We start from the raw sequence: 19,021 nt of genomic DNA, 5'->3' as shown, positions 1-19,021 counted from the left end.
TGAGCTTTTTGACATTTTAACAACCGTTATCTGAATACTTTTATTTCATAAAACCGATTGACTTTAGCCAAAACCCCGTATACACTTACATTTATTAATTAAAACTAAATCATTTTTCATTATTTTCTTATCAAGAGAGACTGAGGGATGGGCCCTATGACGTCTCGGCAACAGATTCCATTTGGAACGCTGTGCCAATTCCCACAAATGCATGACACGTGTCTGCATTTGAAAGATAAGAACGAGATGAGATTTCATACATACTTACATGCTATGGGAATCCCTCTTTTTCTTATCCGTTAAGAAAAGGAGGGATTTTTTTATTGTTGGGTACACGAACTCACACATTTCTTTAAACGAAGAACACCGAGGGGGGTCATAGCATGATCGAATTCAAACATGTATCTAAAACATTTTATATCGGAAAATCAGAGGTTCAAGCCGTTAAAGATGTATCCTTAACGATCGCACAAGGGGATATTTTTGGGATTATCGGTTTTAGTGGCGCTGGCAAATCAACACTGCTTAGACTTGTCAATATGCTTGAACGTCCAACAGCAGGAAAAGTGATCATCCAAGGAACGGATATTAGCACGTTATCACCGAAAAAATTGCGAGAAGAACGACAAAATATCGGGATGATCTTTCAAAATTTTAATTTGTTTAACTCACGTACCGTTGCTGGGAACATCGCTTACCCGTTAAAGCTCGCCGGAATGAAAAAGACACAAATTACCGAACGTGTTCAGGAGCTATTGCAATTCGTCGGGCTCACTGATAAAGCGAAGCACTATCCTGATCAGCTCTCTGGCGGACAGAAGCAACGCGTCGGCATTGCAAGGGCCCTCGCAACGTCCCCAGATGTCCTTGTTTGTGATGAAGCAACATCTGCACTCGATCCTGAAACGACGGGCGACATTTTGAAGCTGTTAAAAAAGGTTAACCAGGAGCTTGGCATTACCATTTTATTGATCACCCATGAAATGCATGTCATTCAGTCGATTTGTAACAAAGTCGCCATTATGGAGGACGGGGCTGTTATTGAAAGCGGACCGGTATTTGATACATTTACGAACCCACAGCACCCGACAACACGCCGATTCATCGGTTCAGTACAGCAAGACCTGCCGTCCGCACACATTTTACAGGAATGGCGGCGACATAATGAAGGGTCACTTTATCGTGTCACATTTACCGGAGACACGACCAACGATCCTGTCTTATCAAGCATTACAAAAAAGCACAACGTCGATTTTAATATCGTTTACGGTTCTGTTCAGGAGCTCCAAAATAAACTGTTCGGTAATCTAATCGTTTCGTTTACCGGTCAAGAGACGGCGATTAGTCGGACACTAGAAGCATTAAATGACATCGTTACACTTGAGGAGGTGACGGACATTGAAGGTTGATTGGATGACATTTTGGCCACGCATTGTTGAAGCAACAGGAGAAACACTCATTATGGTCGTTGCGACGCTTATATTCGGTTCAATTATCGGCATTTCAATGGGGCTGTTACTGTTTGTCACACGCGACAATAACATTCTCGAAAATAAATGGGTGTTTCAAGCATTAAACATCTTAATTAATATCATTCGCCCTGTTCCCTTTATCATTTTTCTTGTTGCAATATCACAGCTCACACGATTAGTCGTCGGAACAACGATCGGAACAGCGGCTGCGATTTTTCCAATGACGATTGTCGCGAGCTTTTCTATCGCGCGGGTTGTCGAGAACAACCTCGTCAGTATTGATCCCGGTGTCATTGAAGCCGCTCAAGCAATGGGGGCGAGTCCATTACGCATTATTTTTACCATTTTAATTCCTGAAGCACTTGGCCCACTCATTCTTGGTCTCACATTTATCTGTGTTGGACTGTTCGACTTCTCAGCAGTGGCAGGAACTGTTGGTGGCGGTGGCCTCGGTCACATCGCCATGACATATGGCTATCAACGGTTTGACGGCAGCGTCATGCTCGTCACCGTCATCATCCTCATCGTCATGGTGCAGTTGGCACAGTGGATCGGAAATACATTATCAAAAAAATTAATGCGCCGTTAAGAACGGCATACAGAAGGGGTGTTTTAGTATGAAAAGAGGATTATTGATTTGCTTAGCCGTATTGACTTTAAGTGTGATTGCAGCCTGTTCAAATGACACAGCTGCCAAGGATGGAGATTCAGAAGACACCGTCACCGTTAAAATCGGGGTGAACGGAACAGACGGTGCTCAGTGGCCGATTTTAAAAGAAAAAGCCGCCAAAGAAGGGATTGAAATCGAGCTCATCGAGTTTGCTGATTATACATTGCCAAACAATGCCCTCGCTCAAGGGGACATTGACATGAACGCCTTCCAACACATCGCATTTCTCGGTCAGTTCGTTAAAGAAAGCGGCCAAGATATTGTTCCAATCGGCTCAACGATGCTCGCTCCGATGGGACTTTACTCAGAAAAAATCACTAGCGTTGACGAGATTAAAGAAGGCGACAAAATTGCCCTACCAGATGATCCATCCAACCAAGCACGGGCATTACGTCTCTTAGAAAGCGCCGGTCTCATTACACTGACCGAGGACTTTGGCTTATTCGGCACACCATCAGACATCGTTGAAAACCCATTAAACCTAGACATTATCCCAATGAAAGCTCAGCAAACACCGCGTGTTCTGCCAGATGTCGCAGCCGCTGTTATTAATAACGGGGTCGCAGGTCAAGCCGGATTTTCACCCGCAGAAGACCCAATTTTCAAAGAGGAAGAATCTGATGAGCGTATCCACCCGTACGTCAACATCCTGGCTGTAAGTGGTAAAAACAAAAACAACGACACGTACAAACGCATTGCCGAGCTTTATCAGGAGGACGACATTGCTAAAGCGGTCGAAGCAGATACAAATGGCGGATCCTTCCTCGTCAAGCTCACACAAGACCAGCTCGACAAGTCATTCGAAAGCTTAAAAAAATAATATACTGGAGGTTTTTATGATGACTCAAGTTTCAAATGAACCAAAGCAATTATTGTATGATGCTATTGAACAGAGACGTGATCACTATATTGCAACCAGCCAGGATATTCATGCCCGCCCGGAGATCGGTAACGAAGAATTTTACGCCAGCGACACGCTTATCGCTCTTTTAGAAGCCGCTGACTTTAACGTTGATAAAGCTGTCGCAGGTCACGAAACATCCTTCTACGCCGTGAAGGATTCTGGGCTTGAGGGTCCAACAGTCGCTTTCCTCGCCGAATATGACGCTTTGCCTGGCTTAGGCCATGCGTGCGGACATAACATCATCGGCACGACGAGCGTTGCGGCCGCGATCGCATTAGCCGATGCACTACCAGAAACCGGCGGTCGTGTTGTCGTCCTTGGCACACCTGCTGAAGAAGGCGGCCCGAATGGGAGCGCGAAAGGCAGCTTTGTGAAGCATGGCTATCTTAAAGATGTTGATGTCGCCCTCATGCTGCATCCGTCAGGGAAGACAGCTCTATCCGGCGAAACGCTCGCCGTTGACCCACTCAATTTCCACTTTTACGGGAAGCCAGCACACGCATCTGGTTCGCCTGAGAAAGGCATCAACGCTCTTGATGCCGTTATCCTGCTTTTTAACGGGATCAATGCCCTGCGCCAGCAGCTTCCATCAGACGTGCGCGTTCATGGCATTATTACCCATGGTGGTGATGCGCCAAATATCATTCCTGAATACGCAGCCGCCCGCTTTTACATCCGGGCAGAAACATAGAAAAAAACTGTGGAAACATCCGAAAAAGTGCGTGCCATCGCTGAAGGCGCTGCGCTCGCAACCGGAGCAACCGTCGATGTGGAACGTTTCCAAAATGAAGTGAAGGACTTCGTGTTGAATGATGAACTGGACAGCGTTCTTGGCGAAGAGCTTGAAGCACTCGGAGAAGTCGTCCATACGGAACGTGGAAAAGGAAAAGGCTCTACAGACGCCGGCAATATCAGCTACGAGGTTCCAACAGCCCACGGTTTCATTAAAATAGGTGCAGATGATTTAGTCGGACACACGGCCGAATTCCGCGAAGCCGCCAAATCGGAGCTTGGTAATCGCGCGCTCATTACCGGTGCTAAAGCCCTCGCCGCAACGGGCTACCGCCTCTTAACCGATGCCGAGAAACTCCACCGGATCCGGCAGAACTTTGAAAAGGCACTAGCTGAGAAAAACTAAATAACAGACTAAAGCAGACTTCTGAACGCCATTTCAGAAGTCTGTTTTATCGTTCTAGACACGGACTTACCCAAACACATTAAAGAGATCCAGAGGAACAACACCTTTTTTTCAAGGTATAAAGGGAACGTCATAAAAATCATAACAAACAGGAAAATTTAAGCCCGCCCAAAGTGTTATAATAGGCTTAATTAATTTAAGTACAGGAGGGTCAAAATGCGCATTAATCACATGTTATTCTCTGTTTCCGATCTTGATAAATCAATAGAATTTTACCAGAACGTATTCCATGCGGAGCTTTTAGTCAAAGGACGGCGCACAGCTTATTTTGACCTTGACGGATTATGGATTGCATTAAATGAAGAAAAAGATATCCCGAGAAACGACATTAACCAATCCTATACCCATATTGCTTTTTCCATTGATGAAAAAGACTTTGACTACACGCTCCACAGACTAGAAAAGCTCGGCGTTCATATTCTCAATGGGAGAGAAAGAGCTGAACAAGACAAACACTCCATCTATTTCACAGACCCCGACGGTCATAAATTTGAATTTCATACGGGTACGCTACAAGATAGACTGAATTATTATAAAGAAGAAAAACCACATATGATATTTTATAAATAACAATGAAGGGGGCCTTTAATTTTGGGCCCCTAATGACATCAATTTATAATGACCCCTTCACCTTCATATTTCAAGCCTCGTTCATCTTCAACAATGACGCGTACGTCTATATCATCAGTCTGTTCTTTCAATTCAATCGTGTCTATGAAGTGAAGTTCTTCACTAGAAGGGCTCTTATGATGGTATTCATTTTCTGAAAGTAGATCAACCTCCTCCAACAGCTTTCCTTTAACATATACGTAAGCCGTTGCTTTCTTGATGGCACCAACGGTTTCTTCCTTAAAAATGCCTTCTCCGTCTTCTGATCGATGAATGAATACATCAACACTGAAGCGACTATCCGAAAACAATGACGTAATGTGTGCGTTAATTGCAATACGCTCCTGCATCATCTCAGCAAAATTCAAATTGAGCAACGCCGCGCTCTTTTGACTTTCCTCCGAGCTCGCAATCACTTGTGCATCATAATTATGATTCAATGAAAATGTATGTGTAACAGCATAATTCAGACCACCTGATTCCTCAACCTCAAGCACCTGCCATTCATGGTTATCGCTCTCACGAACCAACAAAGAGACATCGGCATCGTTTGCAAGCTCTTTCAATTGCCAGTTCAATGTGACTCGAACAGTATTGCTGTCAAGGTCTGTCTTAAGCACATTATACGCTTGGCCCTGTATCCACATCTGTTCTTGATTAAATTGCTTTAACTGTGTGGTGAGGTCGTCAGAAAGCCTGTAGATATTATCCTCCATACGATCTAAACGATGATGCTGATTCTCAGCCATTTGTTCCATGTCTGACTTCATATGGGATATAGAACTATTCACGTTAAATCCAATAATAATGACTATAAGGAGTGCGCCCCCGATCACCCAATCACGTTTATGCTTCAAGTTAAACACCCTCTTCCTGTTAACAGTCTTTCATCTCTTTCTTTAGATCGGCTAGTTCTTTAAGAATGACACGCGTATTGAGCCATGCACCAATTGCAGCTAGCAAAATAATAGTGCCCCCAAGCGCATATATCGCTTTCGATTCCATTAGAAAGCTACCAAAAAAGAATACTCCAACAACACCCATAAGCGTATAATTAAATGCCTTTAGGTACATTTTTCTCCCCCCATAAAATAGATCTCTTCCTATCTTAGCAAAGACAATTTTGAATATCCATAAATCTCCATATCATTCTTATAACACTTATACATATACTTTATATTATATGTGTTAAAAGGATGTGCCGAGCGTGAAGCAGTTTGCTTTTATGACGCAACCATATGTAAAAAAAATTCTTATTCTAACGAGTGGGACAGGCTTAGCGCAAGCGATCGTCTTCCTCGCTTCGCCTATTTTAACCCGACTCTACACACCTAGTGATCTAGGGGTTCTTGCGGTCTATCTTTCTACTTTGGCAATTCTAGCTTCAATTGGTTCATTACAATATGATTATGCGATTCTACTACCGGATAACATCAAAGATCGAGCACATATCACGGTTCTATCATTTTGTGTTCTTGTGATAACTGTCTTATTAACAGGGACGCTCGCTGCACTGTTGAAAGACCCGTTCACAATACCGGACTTATATGTCATATGTCTTCCCCTTGGTTTATTCGGTATTGGGGCTTTTAATGTATTACGTAAATGGGCATTTCGTCAGCAGCTATATACAGCCGTTTCTCAGACCAAAGTAACGAACAGCATTGGCATCACAACGATACAAATTGCTGGAGGGTTTATGTTAAAAGGTCCGCTCTTTCTCCTTGCCGGGGACGTCTTAGGTCGCATGATTGGCACCTTTCGGCTCATGGTCACCATCGCGAGAACGGACAAGCCCCATTTTACACAGCTATCCTTAAAGCAGCTTCGGCATCTTGCATCTCGATATAAGAAATTCCCGCTATTATCAAGTCCTTCATCGCTCACACGGCAAGTATCCGTCGAGCTTCCGATTATATTGCTGACGCTTCAATTCGGAGCAAGCGTGACAGGTTTGTATTTACTCGTTCAGCGCGTTTTAGGGACACCCTTGAACTTAATTGGAACGTCTGTGGGAAATGTGTTTTATACTGAGGCATCTACTTTATTCCATTCTGAGCCAGAAAAAATTAAGCCGCTATTTCTGAAAACCATTAAAACACTATTTTTGATCATGACACCTGCTATGATTTTCATCTCGATCGTCTCACCATGGGCCATTCCAATTATATTCGGTAATGAATGGAAGCAAGCTGGCATTTTTATACCGATTTTAGCGAGCATGTATCTGTTTCAATTTGTGACAATTCCAGTTGCGTCAACGCTTCTCATATTAGAACGTCAAGGCTTGCAGTTGATTAGAGAAATCATTCGCATCTCTTTTGTAGGCGGGGCATTCATAGCGGCCAATATTGGGGGCTTATCGATCATCCATACATTAGTCGTTCTGAGCATAGCCGCTTCATGTGGTTTTATCATACACGGATACATCTCATGGTGGGCGCTCCAAAAAGACGAACAAAACCGCAAGCATCTCCATCACCCCTGACAAGCAAAAGCAAGGACGTCGGGGAAATCAAAACCCGAATAAAACCACCGCTCCGGAAATATACATCGCGACCGACAACCCGGACGGTTTAGTGGACGTTCTCGCCGATTCCGAGGACGCTCTCGCCGATTCCGTGGCTGATTCCGCCGATTCCGTGGGCGTTCTCGCCGATTCCGCGGGCGTTCTCGCCGATTCTGTCGGGCCTACAGGACGTTGGTCATGATGGCGTGGCGATTGTCGTTGCCACTTTAGCTTGCCTTCCCTTTCTCCCGCAAAGGTTTGCGTATATTTCCGGAGCTAGTGGTGCGCATTGTTCGTCTTTTGAGTTAAACTTTAAGTTATGTCCCAACCTCTTCATTTCAATAAAGACACATTCATATTCGAAGCTTTTCTCTTCCATATCATTTTGCAAACGAGATATTTGATATGTGCCACAGCTGGGCGCACGTCACCGAAAGACCAAAGTGCAGCTTGGACGTGATATGTGTGAAACAGTTTAAAATAAGCAGGTATAATGTCTTTTACCTTCAAGGCTCGGATGTCATTTATTGCGTACAACCAAGCGACGGGCTTCGTAAGGTTCTTTCGCTTTCTTAACTGAGGCACGTCACCGACCAAATCAGTTATAATCCCGTGTAAAAAAGTCGGATTAGCGTGCTGGAGCAACGCGCTATGTAACGGAAAACGGCCATTCACTTCAATCAAATAAAATTGCTGGCGTCTTTGACAAAATTTAAATTCAAACTCAGCGATACCGACATAATCCACCCGCTTCATTAAATGACGGCTGATGTGAAGAAGCTGATGCGCTTCCGTAAGAACCTGCATCGTCCCCGTACCGAAGTCCAGTGGAAAGCTGCGCAGCTTCTGACTCGTAAAGCCATGCATGACGGTTCCATCTGCTCCACGATAGATAAGAACACTATAAACTGGCGAAGCACCAACAACTAATTGCTGGTTCATAAATGGTACACACTGCTGCTCTAGCTGAGAGACCGTTTCCTTTAGTTGAGAAATGGTGTGACACATATAAGCCTTCGAAATACCCTTTTCTGCTTGTTGCTGGGCGTTAAGAAGCGGTTTCACGATGACAGGAAGATGACGTGTTTCGACGTGTTCGACGCTTGAATACATCTGTGGTATATGAACAGCATCATCCTTCAACTCGGCTAACGATGTTTTATCCGTCAATGCCCCATTCCTAGTTGAGGATGGTATATGATACAACGGACTAAGCGTTTCCCATTCCTGATGAATGAACGCTACATAATGGTCAGCGTCTGTCAATAACACGAGCGGGACGCGGACGAGATCAGGGAGTTCGATTAGCTTCTCTTTGAGTTCAGCATCGTTGCTTACACTAAATTTCACTGTCACAAACCGCGATGCTTGAACGACATCACTGCCAAATACGATCACTGGGATGCCCATGCCTCCTAGCTGTCGCACGAGTGCTAACGCCCCTAAGTTATCGGCTAATACAACCGCCACACACCCTTTAGATCTGATCCGATTTAAGGCTTTTGCTCGAATCACCTAAACCACCAACTTTCTTAGAGCGACTGCCTTTCTTAAGGCGGACCCCACCTATCACGTTCACACATTCAGCAATAAACGGTAGCGGATCGGTCCATCGTAACGTATCATACGTTTCACGCCGATGTGGCTTCATGACGCGACACATAAGCCGCAGTTTTTCCATAAACGGACGCGCACTCGTTAGCACATAACGAATATAATTGAGTTCTCCAATAATCCACCTTGAATAGCACGGCTTGTATGGCTTACGATTGTATGTCTGAAAGAGCTGTTCAAAGCTATGTTCATGCACGAATAAATCGATCATGAGCCCAGGAAAGTCAACCCCAGAACGGACAGCAAGATCTAAAGACCCCCATGGACGTGCATTCACTTCCATAAAGTAAGCTTCTGCTTTTGATTCGCCTTTAAATTCAACCATCATAATACCCGTCCAATTTAATTGACGAATGATTTTTTCGGTTGCCTCCTTCAAGGCTGGGTGCACAGCATTTGCCCGTCTTAATGTACTCACACCTCCGCCTGGTGGCACCTCCCTTATCCGCTCATGGGCAAAATAAACGATCGGTTTACCATCCTTCGCAGCCGCGAAAACGCCATAGCCTTTTCCCGAGATGACCTCCTGGATTAACGGTTCAACATGGGGTTTCATTGCTTCAACAGCTTTATCACATTCTTCCACGTTTTGAACAAATTGCCTAAACCCGTATTGCAATTGATCGCCTACAAAGAAGCGGGACAGCTTTGGCTTAACGACAACGGGATAAGTGGCCGTATGGGGAGTCGCTTCCGGTATCGTCTTCACCTGACACGCTTCCGCCAATTCCGTTATTTGCTTTTTATCAGATGCCTGCATATACATATGTTTTGGCGGTGCAATCAATCGCTCTTTGATGGATTCATAGATTGGCGATGTATAAATGGCACATAACGTCAGATCACTTCCTGGACAAATATAATCTGGTTCTTCCGTATCAAGTACCCGTTGAAGACTATCAACAAATTGCGCATAGCTTTGAGACGGATCTTTATATAGAAAGGATCCGTCGACATATCTAGAATACCGACAAAACGCTGATTTCCCTGTTCCACCGACGAGAATACGATACTGTTTTTGCTTGCCGATGGATCGAATCATTGCTAATGTCGACCGCTTATCTCCATCAAGAAATGCAATCGTTATTCGCTTCATATTGTCACCCTTTTTTAGCACGTCCTTTTGTAAATGACCGCACATGTTAATAATAAAATTTTCATATCTAACCAAATTGAATAATGCTCGATATAGTACAGGTCGTAGGACAACTTTTCAGCGACTGGCGTATGATACGTCCCTCGTACCTGTGCATAACCTGTGATGCCTGGCCTCACACTGAGCCGTTTCGTATAAATTGGCATTCCGGTACAATACTGCTTGACGAAGAACGGCCTTTCAGGACGCGGTCCAATTAAGCTCATCTGTCCTATAAGCACATTAATGAATTGAGGCAATTCATCTATGCGCGTTGCTCTCATGATTCGTCCGAGTGGTGTGACACGATCATCATTCTTCATTGCCAGAATCGGACCAGTCTTTTTTTCCGCATCACATCGCATACTTCTAAATTTAAATATATAAAAGGGCTGCCCATCCTTTCCAACGCGAATCTGTTTATAAATCGGTGGCCCATAAGAAGTCAGTGGGATGATGAAAAGTAGAAGAACAAACAAGGGCAACGTCATAAAGAGCAAGATGATGGATAAGCCCACATCTATACCACGCTTCACCACTTGATGACGACGGCTTAAAACTGGTTGATGAATCATAGAGGCGATCGGTGACGACTGTTCTGTCCCTAGCATACTATGCACCTCCACTTAAATGACGTCTATCATACTGTGTTTCATAATTTAATCGCATATGGTGCAGCCCTGCTCGCAGGTCATACGCTGGTGTCCAGTTCAACGTTTTTTGAATTAATGCATTCGCAAGGACACTCTGTTTAATATCGCCAACCTTCTCATTCGTGTAACGCGGCGTCACGTGAATACCAAGAAGTTCCGCTAAATATGTGTACAGCTCGTTCACCTTTACAGGTTCGGCTGTACTGACATTCAAGATCGTGTTCTCTGCTTTTTTTAAGGAAAGAACACTCGCCCTGGCAACATCACGGACGTAGACGAAATCTCTTGTTTGTTCCCCATCTCCATAAATGATAGGACGCTCACCTCTTAAAAACTGATTCATAAATGCCGCGACGACGCCCGTTTCATCATGAGGTTCACGCACCCCATACACATTCGCAAATCGCAATATCGTATAGGGTAATCCATGTAAGGAAGCGAATGTCTGCAAATATAATTCACCCGTATATTTGGTAACGCCGTACGGAGAAAGCGGCTGAATCGGATGATCCTCCGCCATCTTTTCAGTTTTAGGCGCGCCATAAACCGCCGCCGACGACGCGAACACGATCTTTTCTACACCCGCTAATCGACAGCTTTCTAAAACATTTAACAAGCCCATAACATTCATCTGGGCATCGTTCAGCGGATCTTGGATTGATTGTTGAACGTCGACTTGTGCTGCTAAGTGGATGACATACTTCGGCCGATGCTTTATAAACACAGCTTTTAATCCAGGATCACAGATGTCTAAACGATAATGATGATCGTACGTTGTCATTGCCGTCTTATCAACGACAATCGGCTTATACCCTTCGTTTATCAATTCGTCGCATACAATAGAGCCGATAAAGCCAGCCCCACCAGTCACAATAACGTTCATGACTCTGTCCCCCTTGAATATCTATAAGACAGTGTATGCAGACAGACTAGGTGTTTAGACCTAGAATTTTTCTATGAAAATATCAATCAAGACGACATGGTTTGTCCAAGCCCTTCATATACTATAATCAATCTATTAATGAGGAGCTTAACGATGGATATGACACTCGATTTAAAAGCACTTGCCGCGATTCTATTTCGCCACATTTGGATAATCTTAATCATTATGATCAGTACGGTAGGCATGTCTTTGTTTGTGACATATCAAGTGATGTCACCCGTATATGAGGGAAAAACAGAGCTGCTCATTACGACGGAGCAAGCTGACGGACAAGCACTCCCTAGCCCTGGAGACATTGATTCCAGCTTGAAATTAATTGATACGTATCGTGCCATCATCGAAAGTCCAACCGTTTTGAATCCTGTTATTAGCGATTTGGAAAACTCATTAACGATTGCACATTTAAAACAAAAAATGACCGTCGAGCCTTTGCATGATTCACAAGTATTGGTCATAAAAGTAGAGGATCAAGATCAGAAAACGGCTGTTAACACGGCGAATTTGATTGCCCAATCCTTCCAGAAACGAACAGCGGAGTTGATGAAGCTCGACAATGTCCATCTATTAAGCCCAGCAGAATACAATCCCGACGCCAAGCAAATCTGTCCGAAGCCTGTTGTTAACACGATTATTAGTATACTGATCGGTGGTCTATTCGCCATGGGCATTGTTCTTCTTAAACATATCTTCAACACGTCTTTGTCATCTGAAGAAGCTGTCACGACACACCTAGAGCAGCCAGTCCTTGGCGTTATCCCAACACTCCCAAAGCCCGCTTCAGAAGACAGCATTTCATCACAAAACGCCCTAAGACAACAGCTCATGCATCACTGGCAGGACAAGACACCGATCGAGCCTTATCAGAATCTAGCCGCTTCACTACTGTATCTCATTAAAAACGAAACACTGAAAACGATCTTATTTACAAGTCCAAATCCAGGAGAGGGAAAATCGTTAACAAGTTTAAATACAGCGCTTTTGTTCGCCAACAGTAAAAAACGAACGCTTTATATTGATATGGATTTACGCAAGCCTTCTTGTCATTATGCATTTCAGCTGCCGAATCACGTCGGTATGTCGTCCTATTTATTTCATGAAATGCCTATTTCAGACATCATACAAGAAAGTGAGATCGAGCATTTGTCAATCATTACAGCAGGACCACCGCCACCTTTTTCAGCGCGATTACTGAACGTCGCAAAAATAAACGCACTACTCACAGCACTAAAAGATGACTTTGACATCATCATCATTGACAGTCCACCGACCTTTGTTTCCGATACGCCTCTCATTTCAGGTCACGCTGATGGCACAGTTATGGTCGTTGATTCAAAATCAACGCGCTATCCCGATGCTAGGCAAGCGATTGAGCGCATTACGCAATCTGACAGCAAAGTGCTTGGGGTCATCTTAAACAATTTTAAAATGAAGCATGTACAGGATTACTATTATTAAGGAGGCGATACACTTATGAGCGTTGACATTCATAACCACCTTTTATGGGATATTGATGACGGACCAGCACAACAGGAAGACGCCATTCAGCTCGCACATCAAGCGGTCAAGCAAGGGATTTCAGACGTCATTGCTACGCCTCACTTCCGTTTGGGGTATGCCCAACCAAGTGTGGAAGCAATTAAAGAACGTACGAAGCAGTTCAATAAGCTGCTTGCCGCTCAGCAAATTCCTTTAACGGTTCATTCAGGTATGGAAATTCAGCTGTTTGCCGATCTTGATACAGCCCTAAACACCAATGAAATGGTGTTATCATTGAATGGCTCACCTTACGTTCTGATTGAAATGCCAACAACCCAAATCCCTCATTATATAGAGGATCTATTTTTCAATATGCAAATGAGAGGGTTTATACCGGTTATCGCCCATGCCGAGAAAAACCCACCATTTCAAAAGAATCCAGATCAATTGGTACAGCTTATTGAAAAAGGCGCGTTGGTCCAAATTTCTGCCCGAAGCCTAACACACCATAGTCAGAGAAGCGTTCGTAAGTTTGCCAATCAATTGATCCAGCACCGCGCTGTTCATCTTATTGCATCAGATGCCCACCATGTGGAAAAACGGCCGTTTCTTTTAACGACGGCTTACAAAGCAGTTCGAAAAACGTATGGACTGTCATATACGGCTTATTTCAAAAAGAATGCGCGCCTTGTGTTAAACGGTCAAAGTCTGTTCATTCATCCACCGATTCCGTTTAACACCCGAAAGTCATGGCAGGTGTTTATGAAGTAGGATAGAGGCGTTTCCCCTATAAGCTTGTGATGGCTCATTAGAACAAAGAAGCTCCAGTAAGAAACCGAAGAATAGCTTGGTCAATATACAGTTTCTCTGTAATCTCCGGAACGTAACCCCTCAATGGCCTGCCAGCACAAGAGGGGTTACGTTTTATTTTTATCGGACATGATAAACGCTATTAACATGCCGAAAGGATTGAGCAGTATGTAGTGCTCTTTTTTTCTTTTCTTCAGAAAAACCGTAACACCTGATGATGTCACGTTTTTTCAAAATAAGCGCACGGTAATGATTTGCCTTCTAATGATTTTTTTAGTAAGTTGTATATACAAGTGAGGGGGGACTGACATGAAAGTAGATGAATCCATTTTATCTATGTGTTTGTATTTTACATCGAATCGCTTTGCCCGGCATATGACAAAGATTGCTGAAGACGTTTTCTCATAAATTGATCTGTCACCTACATATGTATATTTATTAGTCATTGTAAATCAGTATCCCGGTATCACTCAAAAGGCATTATGTGAAAAATTATCCATTGCACAATCGACAAACACACGGTTTATCGATAAACTCGAAAAACAAAACTTAGTTTATCGACGCTCGGAGTGGAAAGAATCACATATCCATTTAACTGAAAAAGGCATACAGCTGTCTGCACAAATTGATGCGTGTTTTGATGAATTGCAAGAGCAATACACATCTATTTTGGGCGAGGACAGAAGTCATGAAATCGCACAAGCACTTTATGAATCAAATGAACTATTAAAAAGGGGCGATCAGACATAATTTATTTTTTAGCTATCACTTGTACGTACAAGTGATAGACAAACTTCACAAAAAAAGAAAGGGTATGTGATCCCAATGGAACAGAGGTTATATAACAAAATTTATAACGTAAAGGAATTTTATGTTGCGCTTTATAAAGGTTTAAGAACGTTTAAATATATGAAGCGGAACAAGAAGAACAATCAAATATCTTCACATTTTATTGAAAGAATCATGCTCGCTGTTACAGAGGTCAACGGCTGTGAAATCTGCTCATATGCGCATACTAAAATCGCACTAGAAGAAGGGATGAGCGACAAGGAGATACAGATGCTGCTATCAGGCGTCACGGAAGAAATTCCAGCTGATGAAATGACGGCTATTGTTTTTGCACAGCATTATGCAGATATGAAAGGCCAGCCAACTGAAGTTGCATGGAATCGTGTTGTCAACGTATATGGACTTGAAAAAGCGTTAGGCATACTCGGTGCCATTCGTACAATTATGATTGGGAATATCTATGGAATTCCATTAAGTGCTTTTAGAAGTCGCATGAAGGGTAAAAAAATCGAAAAGACAAATCTTTTCTATGAAATTAAGATGATCTTAAGCATTATTCCCCTTCTACCAGTTGCATTTATCCATAGTTTAATTTCAAACGTGCTCAATGCCCCTGTGATTGATTTCAACGCACAACAGAACGCAAAACTAATTGGATGATAGTAGGAAATGATTGGTGAAAACTAATTTGTGTGATATAACCCCGAGTAATTGCTGTTACTTGGGGTTGAGTGTTCTGATTATGCCTGTTACCCCCTCCATCTATATAACTTTAAAAACCTTTCGCAACCATTCCTCAACAATGAGCCACCCCTTGATTCTAGCAACAAACAATAGCTTGCCGTCGCTCCGCTGAATGGGTACCCGTTTGAGCCTGGCTAAATCCTGTTTGGCATGGACCTGTGGAATGGGAATACCAGAAAAAATCAACACACCGGTTTGAAACAGCTGATGAACGTGCTCAACAGCCTCTGGGCTCATTCGACCTCTTGGATAGCTGAAGTGAGAGACGGGCTTGTGCAATTGCGCCTCCAAAACGTGTTGACTCTGTCTGAGCTCATGCTGAATGGCCTCCCCTGGAAGCTTGTCCAAGTCGGGATGTGTCATCGTATGCGCTCCAAATGTGACGAGAGGATTTTTATTTAACGCGTCAATCTGTGACCATGTCATCGTTTGTGCACCGTCAAGATCTTCATCCCACCAATACCGTCTGTCCGTGTCTATGAATCCAGGGACAAAGTAATTCAGCGACGGATAGTGATACGTCTTTAATATTGGAACGGCTTCCTCAGCATAATCGTTATAGCCATCATCAAATGTGAGGACGATATATTTTTCCGCTGTTCGGTTTGTCTTGATTCGCTCGACAAGCTCATCCATTGAAATGACGTGATAGCCATGTCCTTGTAAATAAGCCATCTGCCATTTGAAATGATCGACTTTAATAGCCAGTTCTTTCTCTACCGCGTCGTGAACACGGTGATACATTAAAATCACTGGCTGATGCCCCCTATTGAATATCCATTGATAAACGACACCAATCGGCACCATGAACACGAGCTTCACAATATATCTCAGCAACCACTTCAAGATGACACCTCCCCATCCCCCGACAGCATTTTTCTATATATCCGCTCCATATGCTCCAAAACATGTGGCAAGGTGAACGGCTCCACTGCCCTTACAGCTGCTTCTCCCATTTGTGTACACAGGTCATCGTTACTCATTAAATCATGCAACGCCTGAACGAGTGCTTCATCATCGTCCACCTCTACGATAAAACCAGTCTCCTCATGCGTCACAAGATCTCGTGATCCCCTTACATTTGTAACGATAGCAGGGCGCCCAGACACCATGCCCTCCATTACTGATTTAGGTAAGCCTTCACGTTTGGATACAAGAACAAGACAATTCGATGCTTGCAGAATGTCCGGAAAGTCAGATCGCTTGCCGAGAAAGTGAACGTGGGGGATGTTTTTCTCTGTGACAGCTTCTTTTAGTTCAGCTTCTGTCGCGCCACTCCCTGCAAAAATAAGGTGAATGTCTTTATGCTGTTTAACGAGGCGCTCCCATGCACGAATGAGCATGATCTGATTTTTATTTTTGGAAAACTCGGCAACGCAAACAACAACAAAAGCCGTTTCTGGTATGTTCAATTGCTGGCGAATTTCAGACGCCGTCATACGGGGCTTCTTTCGATAAATCGTTTCATCGACGCCAACACCGTTTACAAAAAACAGATCCTCGTGTCGTACGAAGCCCATTTTTTGTGCCTGTTCAGCATCTTCTTCATTCATAACAATAAGACCATCTGTCCATCTTTTGGCCAATCGTTCGAGCGGATAGTATAACGCCCAGTTCATCAGCGGCGCACCTTGATAAAAATGAAAGCCGTGAGCGGTATAAAGGATTTGGCCTTGATCATATCGACGTGCTTGATATCGACATAAGAAGGCAGCAATCGGGGTGTTGACGTGGATTAATGTAAAATCATGTGTTTGAAACAAGGTGGCAAGCTGCTTCAACGCGCGCCTGTTTTGGGCACTGAGGGGTGATCTGGCAAAGGAGATGTCATGACAGACGACATCGAGCTGTTCAATCGCATCCATTCCGCCCTCATTCGAATTCGCAGCGGCATGCACCTCGTACCCTTTTAATTGTAGAAGACGCATAAATGGTTTATGAAAATTGTCCAGATGCGTATAAACCGTTGCAACAAACAATACTTTTTTCATAACGTGCCCCCTTTCGACGTGGTCAGGCGTGAGCCCTCCGTTGAAAATGTCCACGGAATCGCCAACAATATCCAAAAATGGCGCCAATGCAGCGTATCAATGACGATGCTATTCACATATAATCCGACTAAACAAGCTGTACACAAAATCGCGATTCGGTGCTTCGTATAAATGCTCATATAAAACGACCGGAATAAGGTTAGTGCTAAAAAGCCCATTAATACGGTAAATCCGAAGATGCCATTTTCTCCGAGCACTCTCACATAGAGGCTGTGTGGGGCATAATTTGCCAGTCGTTCTGATTGCCCAGGTCCAACGCCGATCATATAGTCTTCAAAGTGATCAAGAATATTCGTCTGAGTAGCAAACCGGTCCTCATCATATTTTTGTAGTTTAAAGCGTTCTGCCATCATGCCGCCAACCGTCTCTGTATTTAAAAGGACGAGCAACAGCACAACGGTGACACAGCTCCCAACGAATAAATAAAGCAAGCGGCGAGCAGATTCTTTCTTTTTTCCAATTAATATGAGTAAAGCGAACAACAATAAAAACGAAACGATATAGTTCATCCATGCTGCTCGGGAATAGCTGAGTAGCGTCGCCACGGTCGTTACAAGGAAGCTAAATAACCAGAAAAGTTGATGTGACCGTTTCACTGCCGAAATTAATTGCATAATAGACAGCATCGCAATTGGAACGAGGAACGGCCCGAATACATTCGGATCTTTAAACAACCCTTTCACCCTACCGAGATACAGAAAGAATTCTTGTAGGGGTAGCACACCCCAATAGGCAGCAATTCCGCTAACAGCCGACGCCACACCAGCGGCGACATACCCCCATATGATCGCGTTTCTCCCCTGTTCGCCAAAACGATTGGTGACACCGATGATGGTGAACCAAAGCACGTTTAAATAACCTGTAATGGCCAAATAATAGAATGAATCACCAAAATGGTCGACACCATACATCGACCACAAGTTACTGAGTACGTATGCCCAGAGAAGAAAGAGCGGCAAGAGGAGGGGACGATTAAACATCATCAGGCGTGCCAAACATGCTATTACAAACAAACCAATGAGGAGCAAATCAAATAGAGCTGGTTCAACATTCACCCAGCCACTAAACGCAAACGTCACCATGATCATAACGAGAAATAGACGATGATTTGGTTTTTCCATATGTTTAATCCTTTCATTGGGAAGAAATTGGGAACACACCTTGTCCTATATATATTTATGAGACGGATGAATTATGCTCGTTTCGATTTCTTACACAAATGAATGGATCATGCCATAACAATATTGGTGACGAACAAAACACAAAATGTTCTCAAATACGTAAATATACTTTACAAATTGCAACCTATCCTTTACAATGTTGTCATCAGATCGTTGTAGTTTCATTTTTTCCAAGTAGCTTTTTATAAAATCGATCCATTTCCACACAGTTTAAAGATCATTTTTATTTGAATGTTTCTACCAATATGGTTTTGTATAGAAGG

Annotated in this window: 18 protein-coding genes, 1 pseudogene and 1 riboswitch; of the genes and pseudogenes, 10 read left to right on the top strand and 9 right to left on the bottom strand. The window is 43.5% G+C overall.

The genetic code is table 11. The features are described from left to right. The first annotated feature begins 124 nt into the window (after positions 1 to 124). Positions 125 to 242: riboswitch (SAM riboswitch) on the top strand. Positions 243 to 383: 141 nt separating this feature from the next. The 5 genes and pseudogenes from HPC67_RS10550 to fosB all read left to right on the top strand — a co-directional run bounded on the left by HPC67_RS10550 (position 384) and on the right by fosB (position 4,814). After that, positions 384 to 1,409 (top strand): methionine ABC transporter ATP-binding protein, encoded by a 1,026-nt coding sequence (locus tag HPC67_RS10550; RefSeq protein WP_217587623.1) that lies wholly within the window; start codon positions 384 to 386, stop codon positions 1,407 to 1,409. Beyond that, positions 1,399 to 2,061: a methionine ABC transporter permease gene (locus HPC67_RS10545; RefSeq protein ID WP_217587622.1), complete on the top strand. Its 663-nt coding sequence runs from the start codon at positions 1,399 to 1,401 to the stop codon at positions 2,059 to 2,061. The genes HPC67_RS10550 and HPC67_RS10545 overlap by 11 nt, the downstream gene beginning before the upstream one ends. A gap of 28 nt (positions 2,062 to 2,089) precedes the next feature. Then, positions 2,090 to 2,962: a MetQ/NlpA family ABC transporter substrate-binding protein gene (locus tag HPC67_RS10540; RefSeq protein ID WP_217587620.1), complete on the top strand. Its 873-nt coding sequence runs from the start codon at positions 2,090 to 2,092 to the stop codon at positions 2,960 to 2,962. Positions 2,963 to 2,981: 19 nt separating this feature from the next. Then, positions 2,982 to 4,184, top strand: a pseudogene (locus tag HPC67_RS10535) (M20 family metallopeptidase). Positions 4,185 to 4,400: 216 nt separating this feature from the next. After that, entirely contained in the window at positions 4,401 to 4,814 is a 414-nt protein-coding gene (gene fosB / locus HPC67_RS10530) for a metallothiol transferase FosB (RefSeq protein WP_217587619.1), read from the top strand. Between the two features lie 38 nt (positions 4,815 to 4,852). Here the strand turns inward: fosB and HPC67_RS10525 are convergent, their stop codons facing one another. After that, positions 4,853 to 5,710 (bottom strand): hypothetical protein, encoded by an 858-nt coding sequence (locus HPC67_RS10525; RefSeq protein WP_217587618.1) that lies wholly within the window; start codon positions 5,708 to 5,710, stop codon positions 4,853 to 4,855. Positions 5,711 to 5,729: 19 nt separating this feature from the next. Next, positions 5,730 to 5,927 (bottom strand): hypothetical protein, encoded by a 198-nt coding sequence (locus HPC67_RS10520; protein WP_217587616.1) that lies wholly within the window; start codon positions 5,925 to 5,927, stop codon positions 5,730 to 5,732. Between the two features lie 133 nt (positions 5,928 to 6,060). Here HPC67_RS10520 and HPC67_RS10515 point away from each other — a divergent pair, with 133 nt between their 5' ends. Then, a complete protein-coding gene (locus HPC67_RS10515) occupies positions 6,061 to 7,341 on the top strand; it encodes a lipopolysaccharide biosynthesis protein (protein WP_217587615.1) in 1,281 nt (426 codons plus the stop codon). A gap of 354 nt (positions 7,342 to 7,695) precedes the next feature. Here the strand turns inward: HPC67_RS10515 and HPC67_RS15950 are convergent, their stop codons facing one another. From HPC67_RS15950 to HPC67_RS10495, 4 genes are read right to left on the bottom strand one after another with little or no spacing between them, the layout of a single operon-like run. Then, complete coding sequence (locus tag HPC67_RS15950; RefSeq protein WP_217587614.1) at positions 7,696 to 8,877, bottom strand: ATP-binding protein; 1,182 nt, start codon at positions 8,875 to 8,877, stop codon at positions 7,696 to 7,698. Next, positions 8,840 to 10,072, bottom strand: a complete 1,233-nt coding sequence (locus HPC67_RS10505; RefSeq protein ID WP_217587613.1) for a carboxylate--amine ligase — start codon at positions 10,070 to 10,072, stop codon at positions 8,840 to 8,842. The genes HPC67_RS15950 and HPC67_RS10505 overlap by 38 nt, the downstream gene beginning before the upstream one ends. A 14-nt stretch (positions 10,073 to 10,086) precedes the next feature. Beyond that, positions 10,087 to 10,722, bottom strand: a complete 636-nt coding sequence (locus HPC67_RS10500; protein WP_217587611.1) for a sugar transferase — start codon at positions 10,720 to 10,722, stop codon at positions 10,087 to 10,089. A 1-nt stretch (position 10,723) separates the two neighbouring features. Next, a complete protein-coding gene (locus HPC67_RS10495; RefSeq protein ID WP_217587610.1) occupies positions 10,724 to 11,647 on the bottom strand; it encodes an NAD-dependent epimerase/dehydratase family protein in 924 nt (307 codons plus the stop codon). Positions 11,648 to 11,800: 153 nt separating this feature from the next. Between HPC67_RS10495 and HPC67_RS10490 the strand changes: the two genes are divergently transcribed. From HPC67_RS10490 to HPC67_RS10475, 4 genes are all read left to right on the top strand, one after another. After that, on the top strand, positions 11,801 to 13,162 hold the full coding sequence (locus tag HPC67_RS10490; protein ID WP_217587609.1) for a tyrosine-protein kinase domain-containing protein: 1,362 nt from the start codon (positions 11,801 to 11,803) through the stop codon (positions 13,160 to 13,162). Between the two features lie 15 nt (positions 13,163 to 13,177). Beyond that, a complete protein-coding gene (locus HPC67_RS10485) occupies positions 13,178 to 13,954 on the top strand; it encodes a tyrosine-protein phosphatase (protein WP_217587608.1) in 777 nt (258 codons plus the stop codon). 447 nt (positions 13,955 to 14,401) lie between these two features. Next, positions 14,402 to 14,743, top strand: a complete 342-nt coding sequence (locus HPC67_RS10480) for a MarR family winged helix-turn-helix transcriptional regulator (RefSeq protein ID WP_343327835.1) — start codon at positions 14,402 to 14,404, stop codon at positions 14,741 to 14,743. Positions 14,744 to 14,818: 75 nt separating this feature from the next. Continuing rightward, on the top strand, positions 14,819 to 15,442 hold the full coding sequence (locus HPC67_RS10475; protein WP_217587607.1) for a carboxymuconolactone decarboxylase family protein: 624 nt from the start codon (positions 14,819 to 14,821) through the stop codon (positions 15,440 to 15,442). A gap of 102 nt (positions 15,443 to 15,544) precedes the next feature. Here the strand turns inward: HPC67_RS10475 and HPC67_RS10470 are convergent, their stop codons facing one another. Genes HPC67_RS10470 through HPC67_RS10460 form a run of 3 tightly spaced genes read right to left on the bottom strand, consistent with a single transcriptional unit; the run spans position 15,545 to position 18,698 of the window. Then, complete coding sequence (locus HPC67_RS10470; protein ID WP_217587606.1) at positions 15,545 to 16,372, bottom strand: polysaccharide deacetylase family protein; 828 nt, start codon at positions 16,370 to 16,372, stop codon at positions 15,545 to 15,547. Further along, on the bottom strand, positions 16,369 to 17,517 hold the full coding sequence (locus HPC67_RS10465; RefSeq protein WP_217587605.1) for a glycosyltransferase family 4 protein: 1,149 nt from the start codon (positions 17,515 to 17,517) through the stop codon (positions 16,369 to 16,371). The genes HPC67_RS10470 and HPC67_RS10465 overlap by 4 nt, the downstream gene beginning before the upstream one ends. Next, positions 17,514 to 18,698, bottom strand: coding sequence for an O-antigen ligase family protein (locus tag HPC67_RS10460; protein ID WP_217587604.1), 1,185 nt, complete (start codon positions 18,696 to 18,698; stop codon positions 17,514 to 17,516). The genes HPC67_RS10465 and HPC67_RS10460 overlap by 4 nt, the downstream gene beginning before the upstream one ends. Positions 18,699 to 19,021 lie beyond the last annotated feature (323 nt).

Source organism: Lentibacillus saliphilus (genome assembly GCF_019093865.1).
GTDB lineage: Bacteria > Bacillota > Bacilli > Bacillales > Amphibacillaceae > Lentibacillus_B > Lentibacillus_B saliphilus.
The sequence above is the reverse complement of the archived record's forward strand: the minus strand, read 5'-3'. Positions and strand labels throughout refer to the sequence as shown.

Coding starts and splice junctions, on each gene's coding strand:
- HPC67_RS10550 (WP_217587623.1), top strand. CDS start 384: ATGATCGAATTCAAACATGTATCTAAAACATTTTATATCGGAAAATCA.
- HPC67_RS10540 (WP_217587620.1), top strand. CDS start 2,090: ATGAAAAGAGGATTATTGATTTGCTTAGCCGTATTGACTTTAAGTGTG.
- HPC67_RS10505 (WP_217587613.1), bottom strand. CDS start 10,072: ATGAAGCGAATAACGATTGCATTTCTTGATGGAGATAAGCGGTCGACA.
- HPC67_RS10460 (WP_217587604.1), bottom strand. CDS start 18,698: ATGGAAAAACCAAATCATCGTCTATTTCTCGTTATGATCATGGTGACG.
- HPC67_RS10475 (WP_217587607.1), top strand. CDS start 14,819: ATGGAACAGAGGTTATATAACAAAATTTATAACGTAAAGGAATTTTAT.
- HPC67_RS10490 (WP_217587609.1), top strand. CDS start 11,801: ATGGATATGACACTCGATTTAAAAGCACTTGCCGCGATTCTATTTCGC.
- HPC67_RS10495 (WP_217587610.1), bottom strand. CDS start 11,647: ATGAACGTTATTGTGACTGGTGGGGCTGGCTTTATCGGCTCTATTGTA.
- HPC67_RS10485 (WP_217587608.1), top strand. CDS start 13,178: ATGAGCGTTGACATTCATAACCACCTTTTATGGGATATTGATGACGGA.
- HPC67_RS10465 (WP_217587605.1), bottom strand. CDS start 17,517: ATGAAAAAAGTATTGTTTGTTGCAACGGTTTATACGCATCTGGACAAT.
- HPC67_RS10520 (WP_217587616.1), bottom strand. CDS start 5,927: ATGTACCTAAAGGCATTTAATTATACGCTTATGGGTGTTGTTGGAGTA.
- HPC67_RS10500 (WP_217587611.1), bottom strand. CDS start 10,722: ATGCTAGGGACAGAACAGTCGTCACCGATCGCCTCTATGATTCATCAA.
- fosB (WP_217587619.1), top strand. CDS start 4,401: ATGCGCATTAATCACATGTTATTCTCTGTTTCCGATCTTGATAAATCA.